Consider the following 20,395-nt stretch of genomic DNA (forward strand, 5'->3'; position numbering starts at 1 on the left):
CCGCATACCCATGGCACAGACTCTCTACGACAAACTGTGGAACACCCACGTGGTCCACACCGAGGAAGACGGCACGACCCTGCTCTACATCGACCGTCAGCTGCTGCATGAAGTCACGAGCCCGCAGGCGTTCGAAGGGCTGAAGATCGCGCAGCGCCCGGTGTGGCGCATCAGCGCGAACCTGGCCGTGTCGGACCACAACGTGCCGACGACGGACCGCAGCCACGGCATCGCCGATCCCGTCTCGAAGCTGCAGGTCGACACGCTCGACGCGAACTGCGATGCATTCGGCATCACGCAGTTCAAGATGAACGACGTGCGCCAGGGCATCGTCCACATCATCGGGCCGGAACAGGGCGCGACGCTGCCGGGCATGACGATCGTGTGCGGCGATTCGCATACGTCCACGCACGGCGCGTTCGGCGCGCTCGCCCACGGCATCGGCACGTCGGAAGTCGAGCACGTGCTCGCGACGCAGACCCTGCTGCAGAAGAAGAGCAAGAACATGCTCGTGAAGGTCGAGGGCGCGCTGCCGCGCGGCTGTACCGCGAAGGACATCGTGCTCGCGATCATCGGCAAGATCGGCACGGCAGGCGGCACGGGCTACGCGATCGAATTCGGCGGCTCGACCATTCGCGCGCTGACGATGGAAGGCCGCATGACCGTCTGCAACATGGCGATCGAGGCCGGCGCGCGCGCGGGCATGGTCGCGGTGGACGACACGACGATCGACTACCTGAAGGGCCGTCCGTTCGTGCCGACCGGCGCGGAATGGGATCAGGCCGTCGAGTACTGGCGCCAGTTCAAGTCGGACGACGGCGCGCAGTTCGACCGCGTGGTCGAGCTGAACGCGGCCGAGATCGTCCCGCAGGTCACGTGGGGCACGTCGCCGGAAATGGTCACGTCGATCGACGGTCGCGTGCCCGATCCCGAGCGCGAGAAGGATCCGGTCAAGCGCGACGCGATGGAGCGCGCGCTGGCCTACATGGCACTCGAGCCGAACACGCCGATCGAATCGATCAAGGTCGACAAGATATTCATCGGCTCGTGCACGAACGCCCGGATCGAGGACATCCGCGCGGCCGCGTACGTCGTGAAGAAGCTGAACCGCCGCATCGCGTCGAACGTGCGGCTCGCGATGGTCGTGCCGGGCTCGGGCCTCGTGAAGGCGCAGGCCGAGCGCGAAGGGCTCGACAAGGTGTTCACCGATGCGGGCTTCGAATGGCGCGAGCCGGGCTGCTCGATGTGCCTCGCGATGAACGCCGACCGGCTCGAGCCGGGCGAGCGCTGCGCGTCGACGTCGAACCGCAACTTCGAAGGCCGGCAGGGCGCGGGCGGTCGCACGCACCTCGTGAGCCCCGCGATGGCGGCGGCCGCGGCGATCGAAGGCCACTTCGTCGACATTCGCCAGCTGGGGTGACGCGTGACGGCATCGAAAGTCATCGCGCGGCTGGTTGCCGCGCTGGCGCTGGCGGGGCTGGGTTTCGGCCTGGCCGGCTGCAATACCGTCCGCGGCTTCGGTGAAGACGTCAACGCCGCCGGCAGCGCGCTGAAGCGCGCCGCGGAGTGACGGTTCCCGCCGAGAATTTGTCGATGTGCGCCGGCTGACTGCCGGCCCTTCAACCGGATAGACGGATCATGGAAAAATTCACTGTACATACCGGCGTCGTGGCGCCGCTCGATCGCGAGAACGTCGACACCGACGCGATCATCCCGAAGCAGTTCCTGAAGTCGATCAAGCGCACGGGCTTCGGTCCGAACGCGTTCGACGAATGGCGTTACCTCGATCACGGCGAGCCGGGCCAGGACAACTCGAAGCGTCCGCTGAACCCGGACTTCGTGCTGAACCAGCCGCGCTACCAGGGGGCATCGGTGCTGCTCGCCCGCAAGAACTTCGGTTGCGGGAGCTCGCGCGAGCACGCGCCGTGGGCGCTGCAGCAGTACGGCTTCCGCGCGATCATCGCGCCGAGCTTCGCGGACATCTTCTTCAACAACTGCTACAAGAACGGCCTGCTGCCGATCGTGCTGACCGAGCAGCAGGTCGATCACCTGTTCAGCGACACGTACGCGTTCAACGGCTACCAACTGACGATCGACCTCGACGCGCAGGTCGTGCGCGCGGGCGACGGCCGCGAGTATCCGTTCGAGATCGCCGCGTTCCGCAAGTACTGCCTGCTGAACGGCTTCGACGACATCGGCCTCACGCTGCGCCACGCGGACAAGATCCGCCAGTTCGAAGCGGAGCGGCTCGTGAAGCAGCCGTGGCTCAGCACCAAGCTGGTCGGCTGAGCGCGCGTTGCAGGCGGGCGCGCCGCGCGTGCGCTCGCCGGCCTGCCTCCATAACACCCTACCCAGTCAGGAATTTCGCATGAAGATTGCAGTGCTGCCCGGCGACGGCATCGGTCCGGAAATCGTCAATGAAGCGGTGAAGGTGCTGAACGCACTCGACGAGAAGTTCGAACTCGAACAGGCGCCGGTCGGCGGCGCGGGCTACGAGGCGAGCGGCCATCCGCTGCCCGACGCGACGCTGGCGCTCGCGAAGCAGGCCGACGCGATCCTGTTCGGCGCGGTCGGCGACTGGAAGTACGACTCGCTCGAGCGCGCGCTGCGCCCCGAGCAGGCGATCCTCGGGCTGCGCAAGCACCTCGAGCTGTTCGCGAATTTCCGCCCGGCGATCTGCTATCCGCAGCTCGTCGATGCGTCGCCGCTGAAGCCGGAGCTCGTCGCGGGCCTCGACATCCTGATCGTGCGCGAACTGAACGGCGACATCTACTTCGGCCAGCCGCGCGGCGTGCGCTCGGCGCCGGACGGCCCGTTCGCCGGCGAGCGCGAAGGCTTCGACACGATGCGCTATTCGGAGCCGGAGGTGCGCCGCATCGCGCACGTCGCGTTCCAGGCCGCGCAAAAGCGCGCGAAGAAGCTGCTGTCGGTCGACAAGTCGAACGTGCTGGAGACGTCGCAGTTCTGGCGCGACATCATGATCGACGTGTCGAAGGAGTACGCGGACGTCGAGCTGTCGCACATGTACGTCGACAACGCGGCGATGCAGCTCGCGAAGGCGCCGAAGCAGTTCGACGTGATCGTCACCGGCAACATGTTCGGCGACATCCTGTCGGATGAGGCGTCGATGCTGACGGGCTCGATCGGCATGCTGCCGTCCGCGTCGCTCGACAAGCACAACAAGGGGCTGTACGAGCCGTCGCACGGTTCGGCGCCGGACATCGCGGGCAAGGGCATCGCGAACCCGCTCGCGACGATCCTGTCGGCCGCGATGCTGCTGCGCTATTCGCTGAATCGCGCGGAGCAGGCCGATCGTATCGAGCGCGCTGTGAAAACGGTGCTCGAACAAGGCTACCGCACGGGCGACATCGCGACGCCGGGCTGCAAGCAGGTCGGCACGGCGGCGATGGGCGATGCGGTGGTCGCCGCGCTGTAAGCGTGGAAAATGAAGTGCGGTAACTAATGTGGAAAAGGGCGCGAACGGGCCGTAAAAATCGGCCGGTTCGCGCGCGGTTGGCCGTTGTGCGGGCCACCGGCTTTGTGTAGACTCGAACGATGGCGCTGATTTCCCTGATCTCCCCGGTCCTGAAACTCCACGGCAACACTGCCCGTGCGGGTGCGCGCGCCATCGTCATCACGAAAACCATTACCACGAAAACGATCATTAAACGCTGATCGCCGTCGTGCCCGCCTGTTTCCCCGCGCGGTCACGCGGGGACGGAAATGGCGGGGAAGCTCCATTCAAAGCAAAGGGTTAGTCATGAACGTAGGTCTCGTAGGTTGGCGCGGCATGGTCGGCAGCGTCCTGATGCAGCGCATGCAGGAAGAGGGCGATTTCGACCTGATCGAACCGGTGTTTTTCAGCACCAGCAACACGGGCGGCAAGGCGCCGTCGTTCGCGAAAAACGAGACCACGCTCAAGGACGCGACCAGCGTCGACGAGCTGAAGAAGTGCGACGTGATCATCACGTGCCAGGGCGGCGACTACACGAACGACGTGTTCCCGAAGCTGCGCGCGGCCGGCTGGAACGGCTACTGGATCGATGCGGCATCGTCGCTGCGGATGCAGGACGACGCGGTCATCATCCTCGATCCGGTCAACCTCGACGTGATCAAGGACGCGCTCGTCAAGGGCACGAAGAACTTCGTCGGCGGCAACTGCACGGTCAGCCTGATGCTGATGGCGCTCGGCGGCCTGTTCCGCGAGAATCTCGTCGACTGGATGACGGCGATGACCTACCAGGCCGCATCGGGCGCGGGCGCGCAGAACATGCGTGAGCTGCTGTCGCAGATGGGCACGCTGAACGGCGCGGTACAGGAACAGCTCGCCGATCCGGCCTCCGCGATCCTCGACATCGACCGCCGCGTGCTGGCCGCGATGAACAGCGACGCGATGCCGACGAGCCAGTTCGGCGTGCCGCTCGCCGGTTCGCTGATCCCGTGGATCGACAAGGATCTCGGCAACGGGATGTCGAAGGAAGAGTGGAAGGGCGGCGCGGAAACCAACAAGATCCTCGGCAAGCCGGCGATGGGCGAACCGGGTTCGATCCCGGTCGACGGGCTGTGCGTGCGGATCGGTGCGATGCGCTGCCACTCGCAGGCGCTGACGATCAAGCTGAAGAAGGACGTGCCGCTCGACGAGATCAACGGCATCCTCGCATCGGCGAACGACTGGGTGAAGGTCGTGCCGAACGAGCGTGAAGCGTCGATGCGCGACCTGTCGCCGGCGAAGATCACCGGCACGCTGTCGGTGCCGGTCGGCCGCCTGCGCAAGCTCGCGATGGGCGGCGAATACCTGTCGGCGTTCACGGTCGGCGATCAGTTGCTGTGGGGCGCGGCCGAGCCGCTGCGCCGCATGCTGCGCATCCTGCTCGACAAGTAAGCACGCTGGCTGCCCGTCTCGCGGGCCGGGCTGCACGATACGACGCGCCGCGTCGGCCTCGAGATTCGGGGCCGGCGCGGCGCGTTTTTCATGGGCGGTTCAACGCAGGTTCAGCAACGTCTGGTCGACGGCCTGCTGGGTCTTGATCGTCTGCGCATTCGCCTGGTAATTGCGTTGCGCGGTGATCAGGTTCACGAGCTCGGTGGTCAGGTTGACGTTCGCGTTTTCGAGCGCGCTGCCCTGCAGCGTGCCGTGGTTCGTGCTGCCCGGCGCGGAGATCTGCGGCACGCCCGACGCAGCCGTTTCCGCATACTGGTTGCCGCCGATGTTCACGAGTCCGTTCGGGTTGTTGAAGTTCGCAAGCGCGATCAGGCCGAGCACCGTGCTCTGTCCGTTCGAATAGTTGCCGGTCAGCTTGCCGTCGCTGCCGATCGAGAACGTCATCAGCGTGCCGCTCGCGAAGCCGTCCTGCGCGAGATTGTTCACGCCGTCCTTGCCGCCGTATTGCGTCGTGCCGCCCAGGTCGAGCGTCAGGTTCTGCGGATTGGCGCCGCCCGTCGTGTTCGGGATCGAGAACGCGAACTGGCCGAGGCTCGGCGTCGGCTGCCCGGTCGCGGCCGACGTCGTCGAGCTGATCCGGCCCGATGCGTCGAACGTGACGGTGCCGAGATGCGTCGGCGTCTGGCCCTGCACGCCCGCGTAGGCCTGCCACGTGCCGGCCGCGCTCTTTGCGAAGTACATCGTGACCTGCTGCGAGCCGCCGAGCGTGTCGTAGACCTGGATCGACGAGTTGTAGTTGAACGTCGTGTTGTCGGTCGCGTTGAACGGCGTCTTGGCCGGCACCTTGTCCTGCGCGTTCAGGTTGAACTGGCCGGTGATCTTGTTCGTCGCGCGCGGCGCGATGTTGCTGGTCGGCGCCTGCAGCGGCACGGTCTGCGCGGTGTTGATCGCGCCGCCGGCGCCTGCCGCATAGCCCATCAGGTTGCGGCCTTGCGCGTCGACGATCGCGCCGTTCTTGTCGCGGTGGAACGTGCCGTCGCGCGAGTACGTGGTCACGCCGTTGCTCGACATCTGGAAGAAGCCGTTGCCGTTGATCGCGACGTCGAGCGACGACTTCGTCGAATTGATGGTGCCCTGGCCGAAATTCTGTTGCACCGACGCGAGCCGCGTACCGATGCCGATCTGCGTGTTGACCGACGTCGCGACCGAATTCGCGTACATGTCCGCGAAGTTCGCGCGCCCCTGCTTGAAGCCGACCGTGTTTGCGTTCGCGATGTTGTTGCCGATCACGTCGAGGTTGCTCGACGCGCCGGCCAACCCGCTCAAACCCTGCTGATAGCCCATGTTCGTCCCCGTAACGAGCTGGTAGTGAATGCAGTCGTGCGACTGCGCGATGGCCCTCTGGTCCTTCACGGCATCGGTCCGACCGCGAAGTCGAAATATGCCGATTCCCGTTTGAAGGCGATCGTATCGACGGCAACGGTTGGGTCTGTGTAATTTTGTGTAATGAAATTGAATTGATGCGGAAAAGATCGCCTTTGTATGAGAAGCGGGTGGGCGCCAGGCGATGAAAGCCTTATGGGGCGAGGCTTTGGTGATGTGGATTTTCATTTCGCCGATAAGGAGGATGAACTGCCTTCTTATCGACGAATTGAAATTTGTTGGTTCGGGATTGATTGCCGGCTGGGATTATTTGGATTTCCTGCGGCTAATTCTTTAACGGCTGGCGGGGCGGGTCATTGAGGGAGCGTTTGCGATGCTGTCGCCGTGATCCTGCGGTGGACGCGCAGTGAGCACCGAAAGGCCGCGTCATTCGAGCAGGGGGCGGTGCTGTTGCGAGACGGTTTTCGACAGCGCGCGTGGGGGGCGTTCTGGTCGATCGAATGCATGGGCTGCGGCAGGCGGACCCGCCCGACGCGCGCGCCGGCTGGCGACGAATTCGGCCGGAACTCGAGCGCGTGAAGTAAACTACGCGGTTACGACGCACAGACCCGCCGAAAGCGTCGCGTTTCGCGCGACGCTTTTGCATTTCTGCAGCAACTTTATTGACGCTTCCAACCGCGAATCCGAGCCGCGCCCGCGCGCGGCGATAGAGCCAACGATGTCCCGAATTTCCTTGTTTCCGCGTCAGTCCCGTCTGTCGCGCGCCGTGCGTGGGGCGCTGACGATCCTGGCGCTTGGCGCAGCCGCATCGGCGTGGGCAGTCGGCACCGGCGAACTGCCGGCGTCCGCCGCCGGCGCCGCCGCACCGCTTACCGTGACGGTCCAGCCGGGCCAGTCGCTGAACGACATCGCGAAAGCGGCCACGCAATCGCACGACCCGGCCGTGCTCGCGCGCGCCGCCCGTGCGCTGTTCGACGCCAATCCGCAGGCGTTCATGAAGCGCGACGCGAGCCGGCTGAAAGTCGGCGCGACGCTGACCGTGCCCGCGCTCGACGCCACCGGCGCGGCGCTCGTGCCGGCCGGCGCGTCCGCTGCCTCCGGTGCGACGGCCGCTTCCGCGCCCGCCGCCGCATCGGGTGGGGCGGCGATCGCGCAGCACGGCGCATCCGCGCCGCATCCTGGCTCGGCGGTGCAATCCGCGCCGGTGGCGTCGGCCGTGCATGCGGCTCCGGTGAGCGGTGCCAGTGCCGCGGCGGCGGCGGGGGCGGCGGCTTCGATCGGTGCTTCGGCTTCGACCGGTGCTTCGGCTTCGACCGGGGCGGCGGCTTCGATCGGTGCTTCGGCTTCGACCGGGGCGGCGGCCGCACAGGGCGCGTCGGGTGTCGACAGCACGCAGCCGGCGGCGCCCACGGGCGGTGCCAGCGGCCCGCATGTGTGGAGCGGGGCGATCCAGTCGGCGCCGTCGTCCGCGAGCGAGGCGGCGGGGCAGGCGGTGCCGGGCAGCCCGGTTTCCGGCGTGCGCGAACCGGCCGGCGCGGCGCCTGCCGTGGGAGCGTCGCAGCCCCGGCCGTCGAGCTTGCAGCAATTGCTGGCGTTGAAGAATCGCGTGCTGATGGAGTTGCAGAAGCACGGCATCGGCAAACCGGCGACGACGACCGGCGTCGCGCCTGCGCCGGCTCCGGCGCCCGCCGCGCCGCGTCTGGCCGCGAATGACGCGAGTGCGTCGGCCGCCGCATCGACGGTGGACGAAGCCGCGTCGGGTGTGGCAGCCAGCGCACCGCAACCGGCATCGGCTTCCGTGCAACCGATCGCGCCCGTCGCCACACCGGCACGTCGTACCGAACAGATGGACTGGCGCCCGGCCGCCGCGGCCGGTGCAGCCGTGATCGTGCTCGCGGCCGGCTTCGTATGGCGCAAGCGCCGGAAGGGTCGCCGCGCGGACGACGCGGGTGCCGATACGACCGCAGCCGCAGCAGGCGGCGCCGCGGCTGCGGGAGCCGCGCCGACCGTCGAACGTGAACTGCCGATCACGCCCGAAATGCCGGTCGCACGCGATGCGGCGTCCGACATGAATCTCGCCGCGGCCACTGCTGCGGCGGCGGAGGCGGTCGAGCCGCCCGCAGCGGACACATCGACTGCGCCTGAAGTGGCGGCACCGCGCGACGAGTCGCCCGAATTGCCGGCTGCCGTCGCTGCCGTGTCGCCCGCGAACGACGCGATTCCGGTTCCGGCTGAGGCTCCGCCCGACGCAGAACCGGCGGAAAAAACCACTGGCGCCGACAAGCAGGCCGAGCCGACCGAGCCGACCGCCGCATCCGTCGCCCCTTCGACGACCGAAGCACAGCACGCGACGCTGATGCAGAACGCGATCAGCGCGCTCAACAGTCTCGACATGCCGTTGCCGCCGCGGGCGGCGGACGAGCCGTCGTTGACGCCGGAGGCGCTCTCCGCGCGGGCGGCACAGTCCGACACCGGCAAAATCGCAACTAACGGTCAATCCGCCCAGCACCCGCCGATGGGTTCGGATGAAACAACATCGGAACATCCGGTCGACCACGACGACGAGTTCGACCGGGATCCGGACGCGGCGACGCCTGCCGGCCAAGCGGGCGGCCCGCCTGCGGCGACATCGCTGCCGCCGCTCGGCGGCGCGCAGTTCGGCGCGCTGAAGCTCGATTTCGATCTCGACTTGCCGTCCACGCCGGGCGCCGCGCTGCCCGCGCTCACCGCGGACGAGCTCGCGCGCATCGCGCGCAACAAGCTCGACCTCGCGGCCGAATACGTCGAGCTGGGCGATCTGGCCGGCGCGCGGACGCTGCTGCAGGAAGTGGTCGACGCGAACGACGCCGCGACGCGCGACGATGCACGCGCGCTGCTCGCGAAACTGGCGGACGAGGCGTGATGCGGATCGCGCTGGGCATCCAGTACGACGGCGCGGCGTTCTGCGGCTGGCAGGCGCAGCCGCACGGCAAGACCGTGCAGGACCGGCTCGAGCATGCGCTCGCCGAGTTCGCGCGGGTGCCGCTGCACACGACGGTGGCCGGGCGCACCGATACCGGCGTGCACGGGCTCGGGCAGGTCGTGCATTTCGACACGGATCTCGAGCGCGAGGTGTTCTCGTGGGTGCGCGGCACCAACGCGTTCCTGCCGCCGACCGTGTCGGTGCAATGGGCGAAGCCGATGCCGGACACGTTCCATGCGCGCTTCTCGGCGTTCGAGCGCACCTATTACTACGCGCTGTACGTGCATCCCGTGCGTTCGCCGATGCTGGCCGGGCGCGCGGGCTGGATCCACACGCCGCTCGACGACGACGCGATGCGCGCCGCCGCCGCGCACCTGATCGGCGAGCATGATTTTTCGTCGTTCCGGTCGTCGGAATGCCAATCGAAGACGCCGGTCAAACACCTGTATCAGATCGACGTGCGGCGCGCCGGGCATTTCATCCATTTCCGCTTTCGCGCGAACGCGTTCCTGCATCACATGGTGCGCAACCTGATGGGCTGCCTCGTCGCGGTCGGGCGCGGCCGCTATCCGGCCGACTGGCTCGCCGACGTGCTGGCCGGGCGCGACCGCAACCTCGCCGCACCCACGTTCATGGCCGACGGGCTGTACCTCGCCCACGTCGGCTACCCGGCGGAATTCGCCGTCCCGCCCGCGCAGCTCGGCAGCGTGCCGTGGAGCAGCGTCTGGGCCGATCTGGACCCACAATCATGACGGATCACGCCGTGTCCCCTTCGAATTCCGCCGCGGCGGCGGGCGTGCCGCCGCGCACGCGCATCAAGCTGTGCGGGCTGTCGCGGCCCGAGGACGTGCTGCACGCGGCAGCCCTCGGCGCCGATGCGATCGGCCTCGTGTTCTACCCGAAGAGCCCGCGCGCGGTGACGATCGCGCAGGCGGCCGAGCTGGCGAGCCTGGCGCCGCCGTTCGTCTCGGTGGTCGGACTGTTCGTGAATGCGACCGAGGCCGAGATCGAAGCCGTCGTGCGCGACGTGCCGCTCACGGTGCTGCAGTTCCATGGCGACGAGACGCCCGAGCAGTGCGACGCGCTCGGCCGCGCGGCGCGCCTGCCGTGGTTGCGCGCGGTGCGCGTCGGCCCCTCGACGCAGCGTGCCGATTTGGTAGAATCGGCTCTTCATTATTCGAAAGCGCGCGGCCTCCTGTTCGACACCCTGGTGCCGGATTACGGCGGTAGCGGCAAGGTCTTCGATTGGTCTCTTATTCCCGCAGAGCTCGCGCGTCGGGCCGTTTTGAGTGGTGGCTTGAACGCGCAAAACGTCGGTGATGCGATCCGCCAGCTGCGTCCGTTTGCTGTCGATGTCTCCAGTGGCATCGAAGTGGAGGGCGCGAAGGGCGTGAAGGATCACGCCCGGATGGCGGCGTTCGTACGCGCGGTGCGCGAAGCGGACGCCGGGTGATGCAAGCCGGTGCGGCCCCGCAGGCGGGGCGCACCGACCGATCGAGAGAGACACCATGTACAACCTTCCTGATGATCGTGGCCATTTCGGCCCGTATGGCGGCGTGTTCGTCGCCGAGACGCTGATTCACGCGCTGGACGAACTGCGCGCGGCGTATGAAAAGTTCCAGAACGATCCCGATTTCGTCGCCGAATTCGAGCGCGAGTTGAAGCATTTCGTCGGCCGTCCGTCGCCGATCTACCACGCGCAGCGCTGGAGCGAGACGCTCGGCGGCGCGCAGATCTACCTGAAGCGTGAAGACCTGAACCACACGGGCGCGCACAAGATCAACAACGTGATCGGCCAGGCGCTGCTCGCGAAGCGCATGGGCAAGAAGCGCGTGATCGCGGAAACGGGCGCCGGCCAGCACGGCGTCGCGACCGCGACGATCTGCGCGCGCTTCGGGATGGAGTGCGTCGTCTACATGGGCGCCGAGGACGTGCGCCGGCAGGCCGCGAACGTGTACCGGATGAAGCTGCTGGGCGCGACGGTCGTGCCGGTCGAATCGGGTTCGCGCACGCTGAAGGACGCGCTGAACGAAGCGATGCGCGACTGGGTCACGAACATCGAAAGCACGTTCTACATCATCGGCACGGTCGCGGGCCCGCACCCGTACCCGATGATGGTGCGCGACTTCCAGCGCGTGATCGGCGACGAGTGCAAGGTGCAGATGCCCGAACTCGCCGGCCGCCAGCCGGATGCGGTGATCGCCTGCGTCGGCGGCGGGTCGAACGCGATGGGCATTTTCTATCCGTACATCGACGATACGTCGGTGCAGCTGATCGGCGTCGAAGCGGCCGGCGACGGCCTCGACACGGGCCATCACGCGGCGTCGCTGATCGCCGGCAGCCCGGGCGTGCTGCACGGCAATCGCACGTACCTGCTGCAGGACGACAACGGCCAGATCATCGAGACGCATTCGGTGTCGGCGGGCCTCGACTATCCGGGCGTCGGCCCCGAGCACGCATGGCTGAAGGACAGCGGCCGCGCGCAGTACGTGCCGATCACCGACGCGGAAGCGTTGAAGGCGTTCCACGACTGCTGCCGGATCGAGGGGATCATTCCCGCGCTCGAGTCGAGCCACGCGATCGCGTATGGCGTGAAGCTCGCGCCGACGTTGCCGAAGGACAAGATCCTGCTCGTCAACCTGTCGGGCCGCGGCGACAAGGACATGCACACGGTCGCCGAGCGATCGGGCATCGCGCTCTGACCCCGGCCGATGCGTGACCTGATCGAAGAGCCGGGCGGCGGCGCCGCGAGCGAGGCGGAGGCGGTTCAGCCGGCCGCCGCCGTGCCGCGCGCGCTGCCGCCCGGTATCGAACTGCACAACCGCGATTTCCTGACCGATGCCGCGCACTTGCCGGATGCGTCGATCGACCTGATCGTCGCCGATCCGCCGTACGGGCTCGGCAAGGACTACGGCAACGATTCGGACAAGCGTTCGGGCGACGATTTCCTCGCGTGGACGCGCGAGTGGCTCGAACTCGCGATTCCGAAGCTGAAGCCGAGCGGGTCGATGTACATCTTCTGCACGTGGCAGTACGCGCCGGAAATCTTCAGTTTCCTGAAGACGCAACTCACGATGGTCAACGAGATCATCTGGGACCGGCGCGTGCCGAGCATGGGCGGCACGACGCGCCGTTTCACGTCGGTGCACGACAACATCGGCTTTTTCGCGGTTTCCAAAGCGTATTACTTCGATCTCGATCCGGTCCGCATCCCGTACGACGCCGACACGAAGAAGGCCCGCTCGCGCAAGCTGTTCGAAGGCAGCAAGTGGCTGGAGATGGGCTACAACCCGAAGGACGTCTGGTCGGTCTCGCGCCTGCACCGGCAGCACGCGGAGCGCGTCGATCATCCGACCCAGAAGCCGCTGGAAATCATCGAGCGGATGGTGCTCGCAAGCTGCCCGCCGGGCGGCCGCGTGCTCGATCCGTTCATGGGCAGCGGCACGACCGCGGTGGCCTGCGCACGGCAGGGGCGCGACTTCGTCGGCTACGAGATCAACGAAAGCTATTGTGCGATCGCGCACGAGCGCGTGAGCGCGCTCGCCGCGCCGGCGTGCGCGTGAATCGCGCCGCCGCCGAATGCACTGAGGAAAATTGCCATGTCCCGTATTCAGCAGACCTTCGCCGCACTCGCCGAACAAGGCCGTAAGGGCCTGATCCCGTTCATCACGGCCGGGGACCCCGACCCCGCGAAAACCGTCGAATTCATGCACGCGCTCGCCGCCGGCGGCGCGGACGTGATCGAACTCGGCGTGCCGTTCTCGGACCCGATGGCCGACGGCCCGGTGATCCAGCGCTCGTCGGAACGCGCGCTCGCGCGCGGCGTCACGTTGAAGAGCGTGCTCGCCGACGTGAAGCGTTTTCGCGAAACCGACCCCAAAACCCCCGTCGTGCTGATGGGCTATGCGAACCCGATCGAACGGATGGGTGTCGACGCGTTCGCGGCCGAAGCGCACGCGGCCGGCGTCGACGGCGTGCTGGTGGTCGACTATCCGCCTGAAGAGGCGGGCGTGTTCGCCGAAAAGATGCGGGCCGCGCAGATCGATCCGATCTTCCTGCTCGCGCCGACGTCGACCGACGAACGCATCGCCGACGTCGGCAAGATCGCGAGCGGCTACGTGTATTACGTGTCGCTCAAGGGCGTGACCGGCGCGGGAAATCTGGATGTTTCGAGCATTGCAGGTAAAATCCCGGCCATCAAGTCGCGCGTGCCGGTTCCGGTGGGCGTCGGCTTCGGTATCCGCGACGCCGAAACGGCGCGTGCGGTGGCCGAAGTGTCGGACGCCGTCGTGATCGGCAGCCGCCTCGTGCAACTGCTCGAGAGCGCCGCGCCGGAAGGTGCCGCCGCCGCGCTGAAGACGTTCATCGCCGAGCTGCGCGCCGCCCTGGACGGTGCCGGCAACACGGCGCGATAAACACAACACAGGAAGCGGGAACGGGCCGCGTCGGCCCGCCCCGCCACGGAACAGGAAACCATACGATGAGCTGGCTCGACAAACTGTTGCCGCCGAAGATCAAGCAGACCGACCCGAAAAGCCGCAAGGGCATTCCGGAAGGCCTGTGGGTCAAGTGCCCGTCCTGCGAGGCCGTTCTCTATCGCAACGACGTGGACGCGAACCTGCACGTGTGCCCGAAGTGCGATCACCACATGCGCATCGGCGCGCGCGAGCGCCTCGACGGGCTGCTCGATCCGGAAGGCCGCTACGAGATCGGCCAGGAAGTCGTGCCGGTCGACTCGCTGAAGTTCAAGGACAGCCGCAAGTACCCCGATCGTCTGAAGGAAGCGATGGACGAAACCGGCGAGACCGACGCGATGGTCGTGATGGGCGGCGCGATCCATACGCTGCCGGTCGTGGCAGCGTGCTTCGAATTCTCGTTCATGGGCGGCTCGATGGGTTCGGTCGTCGGCGAGCGCTTCGCGCGCGGTGCGCAGAACGCGCTGGAGCAGCACGTGCCGTTCATCTGCTTCACGGCATCGGGCGGCGCACGGATGCAGGAGAGCCTGCTGTCGCTGATGCAGATGGCAAAGACCACCGCGATGCTGACCAAGCTCGCCGAAGCGAAGCTCCCGTTCATCTCGGTGCTGACCGACCCGACGATGGGCGGCGTGTCGGCGAGCTTCGCGTTCCTCGGCGACGTCGTGATCGCGGAGCCGAAGGCGCTGATCGGCTTCGCCGGCCCGCGCGTGATCGAGCAGACGGTCCGCGAGAAGCTGCCGGAAGGCTTCCAGCGCGCCGAATTCCTGCTGAAGACGGGCGCGATCGACATGATCGTCGACCGTCGCAAGATGCGCGACGAGATCGCGCAGTTGCTCGCGCTGCTGCAGCGACAGCCGGCCGACGCGCTGGCCTGACCGGCGCAACGTCGTGACTCCGCGCGTCGCCTGGCTTCTCAGGCGGCGCGCTTTGCTTTTTGGCGTAGTGGCGGTACCGATCCAGATTTGATCCGATGAGCACATTTCCCACTCTCGACGCGTGGCTTTCGCATCTCGAACGCGCGCACCCGGTCGGCATCGACATGGGCCTGACCCGCATCGGGCAGGTCAAGGCGGCGCTGCAGCTCGAATTCGCGTGCCCGGTGATCACCGTCGGCGGCACGAACGGCAAGGGCTCGACCTGCGCGTTCCTCGAGACGATTCTCGTGCGCGCGGGTTACAAGGTCGGCTGCCACACGTCGCCGCACCTGCTCGCATTCAACGAGCGCGCGCGCGTGAACGGGCAGAACGTGACCGACGACGAACTGCTGCCGCACTTCGAGGCCGTCGAAGCCGCGCGCACGTCGCTGGCCGAGCCCGTGTCGCTCACGTATTTCGAATTCACGACGCTCGCGATCCTGCATCTGTTCGCCTCGCGCGGGCTCGACGCGGTGATCCTCGAAGTCGGCCTCGGCGGCCGGCTCGATGCGGTGAACATCATCGACACCGATTGCGCGATCGTCACGAGCATCGACATCGATCACACCGAATACCTTGGCGACACGCGCGAGAAGATCGCGTTCGAGAAGGCGGGGATCTTCCGCGCGGGCAAGCCGGCGATCTGCGGCGATCCGGCCGCGCCGCAGACGCTCGTCGACCACGCCGAAGCGATCGGCGCCGACCTGTGGCTCGTCGGCCGCGATTTCCGCTACGAGGCGCAGGCAGGGGCCGAGCGCCAGCAATGGAGCTACCTCGGCCGCGACAAGCGCTATCCGGCGCTCGCGTATCCGGCGCTGCGCGGCGCGAACCAGCTGATCAACGCGTCGGCCGCGCTCGCCGCGCTCGAGGCGCTGCGCCCGGTGCTGCCGGTGTCCGCGCAGGACATCCGGCTCGGGCTCGCGAACGTCGAGCTGCCGGGGCGCTTCCAGGTGCTGCCCGGCAAGCCGGCGATCGTGCTCGACGTCGCGCACAACCCGCATGCGTCGGCCGTGCTCGAGCAGAACCTCGGCAACATGGGTTTCTTCCCGTACACGTACGCGGTGTTCGGCGCGATGCACGACAAGGACATCGACGGCGTGCTGCAGCACCTGAAGGGCGAGATCGACCACTGGTGCGTGACCGACCTGCCGCTGCCGCGCGCAGCCTCCGCGGAGCAGCTCGAAGCCGCGCTGCGCAAGGCCGGCGTGGAGGAGGGGCCCGATTCGAGCGTGACGCGTTACGCGTCGCCCGCGGAAGCGTTTCGCGATGCACTAAAAAGAGCATCCGAGAATGATAGAATCGTGGTTTTCGGCAGTTTCCATACGGTTGCCGGCGTGCTGGCCTACCGTAAATCGCAGCAACACTGACTGACGGGCAGTTTCGGACTCAGCCATTCATGGGAATTTTCTCGTTCGGCAAGAAAGACGACGACGCGCCCCCGCGGCGCGGCGGTCGCACCGGGGCCTCCCGGAACGTGCGCACGGAGCGCACTGAACGCGTCGAGCGCCGCACGCGCCGCACCGAGCGTCCGGAATCGGACGCACTGCTCCTCGATCCGACCCTTCCTGAAAAGCAACGCGCGCGCCGTCGCCTCGTCGGCGCGATCGCGCTCGTCGTGGCCGCCGTGATCGTGCTCCCGATGGTGCTCGACTCGCACCCGAAGCCGGTCACCGACGACATCGCGATCGACATCCCGAACCGGCCCGCGCACCAGGCGGTCGCGCCGCGCGACGACGACGTGTCCGACGTGCAGGCGGGCGTCGCGCACGACGAACCGCCCGCATCCGACGCGGCCGTGGCGGCCGCACCGGCGCCCGCGCCGAAGGATGTCGCCAAGCCGGCCGCGAAACCCGATACGACCACCACCGCGAGCGTGACGCCGCCGAAGCCCGCGCCGAAGCCGGCCGCTCCGGCGGCGAAACCGGCCGCGCCGAAGCCTGCGCCCGCAACCGTCGCGAATGCCGGCGCCGCGAGCCCGGACGGCGGCGACGCATCGTCGCCGGCGTCGCCGGCCGGTGCGCGCTTCGCGGTGCAGCTCGGTTCGTTCAAGGACGCCGCGACCGCCCGTTCGTGGGCCACCAAGTTGAAATCGGCGGGCGTGCCCGCATATGTCGAGCACAGCAAGCAGGCCGACGGCAGCACGGCTACACTGCTGCGTGCCGGCCCGTTCGCGGATCGTGCGGCGGCATCCGCCGCGATCGCGAAGGTGCGCGAAGCCGGACTGACGCAGTAACGTGCGATGCTGACGGCTTTCGACTACGCTGTATTGGCGGTGATCGCGTTGTCGGCGCTGCGCGGCGCGTGGCGCGGCTTCGTGTCCGAGATTTTCGGGCTGATCGGCTGGATCGCGGCGGTCGTGATCGCGGGCCGCTACGTCGGGCTGGTCGTGCCGTACATTCCGGCGAACTGGCCGGGCGGCGCGCTGACGCAGTGGGTGATCGCCTTCGCGTTGCTCGTGATCGGCGTCGTGCTGGTCGCCGGCGTGGCGAACGCGCTGCTGTCGCGGATCGCGCAGGCGAGCGGCCTGGGCGGCGTCGACCGCTCGCTGGGCATGATGTTCGGGCTCGTCCGCGGCTGTGTGCTGGTGGTGCTGCTGGTCGCGGCGGCCGGGCTGACCGAACTGCCCAAACAGGATTTCTGGCGCAATGCGCTATTGCGTCCTTTTGCCGAACAGGGCGTGCACGAGCTGAAGCAGCTCCTGCCCGACGGCATGGCCCAGTACGTACGCGTGTGACGGCGCGGCCGGGCAGGACGGAACCGATTTTGTCATCTTGAAGGACATGCCATGTGCGGCATCGTAGGCGTTATCTCCCAATCCCCTGTCAATCAGCTGATCTATGACAGCCTGCTGCTGCTGCAGCATCGCGGTCAGGACGCGGCGGGCATCGCGACGGCGGACGGCAGCAATTTCCACATGTACAAGGCGAACGGCATGGTGCGCGACGTGTTCCGCACGCGCAACATGCGCAGCCTGCCCGGCACCTACGGCATCGGCCAGGTACGCTACCCGACGGCCGGCTCGGCGTCGAGCGAGGCCGAGGCGCAGCCGTTCTACGTGAACGCGCCGTTCGGGATCATCCTCGCGCACAACGGCAACCTGACGAACTGGATGCAGCTGAAGGACGAGATGTTCCGGATCGACCGCCGGCACATCAACACCAACTCCGACAGCGAAGTGCTGCTCAACGTGTTCGCACACGAGCTGCAACTGTCGACCACGGGCCTCGAGCTCGACCCGGCGTCGGTGTTCAAGGCGGTCTCGGGCGTGCATCGCCGCCTGCAGGGTTCGTACGCGATCGTGTCGCTGATCGCCGGCTACGGCCTGCTCGCGTTCCGCGACCCGTTCGGCATCCGCCCGCTGTGCATCGGCAAGCTCGAAACCGAGCACGGCACCGAATGGATGGTCGCGTCGGAGTCGGTGGCGGTCGAAGGCATCGGTTTCGAATTCGTGCGTGACCTGGAGCCGGGCGAAGCGGTCTTCATCGACAAGGCCGGCAACTTCCACAGCCAGCAGTGCGCGGAGAACCCGACGCTGAATCCGTGCATGTTCGAATACGTGTATCTGGCCCGTCCGGATTCGTGCCTCGACGGCGTGCCGGTGTACAACGTGCGCCTGCGCATGGGCGACTATCTCGCCGAGAAGATCAAGCGCGAACTGCCGAACGTGCCGATCGACGTCGTGATGCCGATTCCCGATTCGTCGCGCCCGGCCGCGATGCAGGTCGCCGCGAAGCTCGGCGTCGAATACCGCGAAGGCTTCTTCAAGAACCGCTACGTCGGCCGCACGTTCATCATGCCGGGGCAGGCCGTGCGCAAGAAGTCGGTGCGCCAGAAGCTCAACGCGATGAGCATCGAGTTCAAGGACAAGCACGTGCTGATCGTCGACGATTCGATCGTGCGCGGCACGACCTCGCACGAAATCGTGCAGATGGCGCGCGATGCGGGTGCGAAGTCGGTGATCTTCGCGTCGGCGGCGCCGCCCGTGAAATTCCCGAACGTGTACGGCATCGACATGCCGACGCGTGGCGAGCTCGTCGCGCACGGCCGCACCGACGAGGAAGTCGCGAAGATCATCGGCGCCGATCACCTGATCTATCAGGACGTCGACGATCTGCGCCGCGCGGTGCGCGACATCAACCCGAAGCTCGAGCGCTTCGAGGCGTCGTGCTTCGACGGCAACTACATCACCGGCGCCGTGACGCCCGAGTACCTCGATGCGATCGAGCGCGCGCGTCTCACGCCGGCGTCGCAGGCCGATCGCGATACGGCCAGCGATACCGAGCGCTCGCAGATGAACCTGCAACTGTCGGTCGAGTAACGAACGCCGGCGCGCGCTTGGATCGAGGCGTGATAGGATGTGGCCTTGCGTCGATTTGATATCAGCTTGCGGACGCGGGGCAACTTCCCAAAACAGCTAAAGCGAAGGCCGGCGGCAGTCGGCCCGAGTCGATCGCTGTCGTACCGCACCGAAGCCCGCTGATGCCGACGCATAGCGGGCTTTTTGTTTTTGGCCTCGGTTTTGACCGGGTCCGCGCCTCGTGCATGACCGTCGGCGCGGCCATCGAATACGGAAAACGGAACATGGACGACTCCCTCAACTTCGACACGCTTGCCGTGCGCGCGGGCACGCTGCGCAGCGACTTCAACGAGCATTCGGAAGCGCTGTTCCTCACGTCGAGCTTCTGCTTCTCGAGCGCGGCCGACGCGGCCGAGCGCTTCGCGAATTCGGAAGACTATTTCACCTATTCGCGCTTCACGAACCCGACCGTCACCATGTTCCAGGAGCGTCTCGCGGCGCTCGAGGGCGGCGAGGCGTGCATCGCGACGGCGTCGGGCATGGCCGCGATCATGTCGGTCGTGATGTCCGCGCTGCAGGCGGGCGACCACCTCGTCAGCTCGCGCAGCCTGTTCGGCTCGACGCTCGGGATGTTCTCGCAGATCTTCAGCAAGTTCGGGATCACGACGACCTTCGTCGACCCGACCGACCTGAACGCATGGCAGGAAGCCGTGCGGCCGGAAACGAAGATGTTCTTCCTCGAGACGCCGTCGAACCCGCTGACCGAACTCGCCGACATCGAGGCGATCGGCAAGATCGCGAAGGCCGCGAACGCGCTGTTCGTCGTCGACAACTGTTTCTGCAGCCCGGTGCTGCAGCAGCCGCTGAAGCTGGGCGCGGACGTCGTGATGCACTCGGCGACGAAATTCCTCGACGGGCAGGGCCGCGTGCTCGGCGGCGCGCTGGTCGGCTCGAAGGAATTCATCATGGGCAAGGTGTTCCCGTTCGTGCGCAGCGCGGGCCCGACGCTGTCGGCGTTCAACGCGTGGGTGCTGCTGAAGGGGATGGAGACGCTGTCGCTGCGCGTCGAGAAGCAATCGGCGAACGCGCTGGAGATCGCGCGCTGGCTCGACGCGCATCCGGCGGTCGCGCGCGTGTTCTACCCGGGCCTCGAATCGCATCCGCAGCATGAACTCGCGAAGCGCCAGCAGAAGGCGGGCGGTGCAATCGTGTCGTTCGAGCTGAAGGGCGACACGCCGGAGCAGCAGCGCGCGAACGCGTGGCGTGTGATCGACAACACGAAGCTGGTGTCGATTACCGGCAACCTCGGCGACACGCGCACGACGATCACGCATCCGGCCACCACGACGCACGGCCGCATCACGCCGGAAGCGCGTGCGGCGGCGGGGATCACCGAAGGGCTGATTCGCCTCGCGGTCGGGCTCGAGCACGCGGGCGACATTCGCGACGATCTCGCGCGCGGCCTGGACAGCTGAGCGA

At 67.2% G+C, this 20,395-nt stretch carries 19 protein-coding genes; 18 read left to right on the forward strand and 1 reads right to left on the reverse strand.

Annotated elements, in window-relative coordinates:
• Nucleotides 1-10: 10 nt before the first annotated feature.
• From leuC to asd, 6 genes are all read left to right on the forward strand, one after another.
• Nucleotides 11-1,420 (forward strand): 3-isopropylmalate dehydratase large subunit, encoded by a 1,410-nt coding sequence (gene leuC / locus QZM15_RS00485; protein WP_059582772.1) that lies wholly within the window; start codon nucleotides 11-13, stop codon nucleotides 1,418-1,420.
• Nucleotides 1,421-1,423: 3 nt separating this feature from the next.
• Nucleotides 1,424-1,570, forward strand: a complete 147-nt coding sequence (locus QZM15_RS00490) for an entericidin A/B family lipoprotein (protein ID WP_011548098.1) — start codon at nucleotides 1,424-1,426, stop codon at nucleotides 1,568-1,570.
• Nucleotides 1,571-1,638: 68 nt separating this feature from the next.
• Nucleotides 1,639-2,289 carry a 3-isopropylmalate dehydratase small subunit gene (leuD, locus tag QZM15_RS00495; RefSeq protein WP_059582769.1) on the forward strand — a complete coding sequence of 217 codons (651 nt, stop codon included), beginning with the start codon at nucleotides 1,639-1,641 and terminating at the stop codon, nucleotides 2,287-2,289.
• A gap of 79 nt (nucleotides 2,290-2,368) precedes the next feature.
• The gene (leuB, locus tag QZM15_RS00500) at nucleotides 2,369-3,436 is read left to right on the forward strand and encodes a 3-isopropylmalate dehydrogenase (protein ID WP_059582767.1); all 1,068 of its coding nucleotides are present in this window, start codon (nucleotides 2,369-2,371) and stop codon (nucleotides 3,434-3,436) included.
• A 119-nt stretch (nucleotides 3,437-3,555) separates the two neighbouring features.
• Nucleotides 3,556-3,675, forward strand: a complete 120-nt coding sequence (locus tag QZM15_RS00505; protein ID WP_006756675.1) for a hypothetical protein — start codon at nucleotides 3,556-3,558, stop codon at nucleotides 3,673-3,675.
• Between the two features lie 85 nt (nucleotides 3,676-3,760).
• The gene (gene asd, locus QZM15_RS00510; RefSeq protein WP_124859405.1) at nucleotides 3,761-4,882 is read left to right on the forward strand and encodes an aspartate-semialdehyde dehydrogenase; all 1,122 of its coding nucleotides are present in this window, start codon (nucleotides 3,761-3,763) and stop codon (nucleotides 4,880-4,882) included.
• Nucleotides 4,883-4,981: 99 nt separating this feature from the next.
• On the opposite strand, the gene flgE is transcribed toward asd, so the two are convergent.
• A complete protein-coding gene (gene flgE / locus QZM15_RS00515; RefSeq protein WP_302105972.1) occupies nucleotides 4,982-6,226 on the reverse strand; it encodes a flagellar hook protein FlgE in 1,245 nt (414 codons plus the stop codon).
• Nucleotides 6,227-6,983: 757 nt separating this feature from the next.
• Between flgE and QZM15_RS00520 the strand changes: the two genes are divergently transcribed.
• From QZM15_RS00520 to QZM15_RS00575, 12 genes are all read left to right on the forward strand, one after another.
• Nucleotides 6,984-9,167 (forward strand): FimV/HubP family polar landmark protein, encoded by a 2,184-nt coding sequence (locus QZM15_RS00520; protein WP_302105562.1) that lies wholly within the window; start codon nucleotides 6,984-6,986, stop codon nucleotides 9,165-9,167.
• A complete protein-coding gene (gene truA / locus QZM15_RS00525; RefSeq protein WP_059582759.1) occupies nucleotides 9,167-9,979 on the forward strand; it encodes a tRNA pseudouridine(38-40) synthase TruA in 813 nt (270 codons plus the stop codon). Before QZM15_RS00520 ends, truA begins: the two co-directional genes overlap by 1 nt.
• Nucleotides 9,976-10,680: a phosphoribosylanthranilate isomerase gene (locus QZM15_RS00530; protein WP_302105563.1), complete on the forward strand. Its 705-nt coding sequence runs from the start codon at nucleotides 9,976-9,978 to the stop codon at nucleotides 10,678-10,680. The genes truA and QZM15_RS00530 overlap by 4 nt, the downstream gene beginning before the upstream one ends.
• Nucleotides 10,681-10,735: 55 nt before the next feature.
• Nucleotides 10,736-11,929, forward strand: coding sequence for a tryptophan synthase subunit beta (trpB, locus tag QZM15_RS00535; protein WP_059582753.1), 1,194 nt, complete (start codon nucleotides 10,736-10,738; stop codon nucleotides 11,927-11,929).
• Between the two features lie 9 nt (nucleotides 11,930-11,938).
• Complete coding sequence (locus tag QZM15_RS00540; RefSeq protein ID WP_060311227.1) at nucleotides 11,939-12,790, forward strand: site-specific DNA-methyltransferase; 852 nt, start codon at nucleotides 11,939-11,941, stop codon at nucleotides 12,788-12,790.
• A 36-nt stretch (nucleotides 12,791-12,826) separates the two neighbouring features.
• Nucleotides 12,827-13,642, forward strand: coding sequence for a tryptophan synthase subunit alpha (gene trpA, locus QZM15_RS00545; RefSeq protein WP_059582749.1), 816 nt, complete (start codon nucleotides 12,827-12,829; stop codon nucleotides 13,640-13,642).
• Nucleotides 13,643-13,707: 65 nt separating this feature from the next.
• Nucleotides 13,708-14,580, forward strand: a complete 873-nt coding sequence (gene accD, locus QZM15_RS00550) for an acetyl-CoA carboxylase, carboxyltransferase subunit beta (RefSeq protein ID WP_040139428.1) — start codon at nucleotides 13,708-13,710, stop codon at nucleotides 14,578-14,580.
• 95 nt (nucleotides 14,581-14,675) lie between these two features.
• A complete protein-coding gene (gene folC, locus QZM15_RS00555) occupies nucleotides 14,676-15,986 on the forward strand; it encodes a bifunctional tetrahydrofolate synthase/dihydrofolate synthase (RefSeq protein WP_060311225.1) in 1,311 nt (436 codons plus the stop codon).
• A 29-nt stretch (nucleotides 15,987-16,015) separates the two neighbouring features.
• On the forward strand, nucleotides 16,016-16,852 hold the full coding sequence (locus QZM15_RS00560; protein WP_099317247.1) for an SPOR domain-containing protein: 837 nt from the start codon (nucleotides 16,016-16,018) through the stop codon (nucleotides 16,850-16,852).
• A 6-nt stretch (nucleotides 16,853-16,858) separates the two neighbouring features.
• Nucleotides 16,859-17,353, forward strand: a complete 495-nt coding sequence (locus QZM15_RS00565; protein WP_059582742.1) for a CvpA family protein — start codon at nucleotides 16,859-16,861, stop codon at nucleotides 17,351-17,353.
• A gap of 51 nt (nucleotides 17,354-17,404) precedes the next feature.
• Complete coding sequence (gene purF, locus QZM15_RS00570) at nucleotides 17,405-18,937, forward strand: amidophosphoribosyltransferase (RefSeq protein WP_059582739.1); 1,533 nt, start codon at nucleotides 17,405-17,407, stop codon at nucleotides 18,935-18,937.
• A gap of 263 nt (nucleotides 18,938-19,200) precedes the next feature.
• On the forward strand, nucleotides 19,201-20,391 hold the full coding sequence (locus QZM15_RS00575; RefSeq protein ID WP_059583129.1) for an O-succinylhomoserine sulfhydrylase: 1,191 nt from the start codon (nucleotides 19,201-19,203) through the stop codon (nucleotides 20,389-20,391).
• Nucleotides 20,392-20,395 lie beyond the last annotated feature (4 nt).

Source organism: Burkholderia sp. AU44665 (genome assembly GCF_030504405.1).
Taxonomy (GTDB): Bacteria; Pseudomonadota; Gammaproteobacteria; order Burkholderiales; family Burkholderiaceae; genus Burkholderia; species Burkholderia semiarida.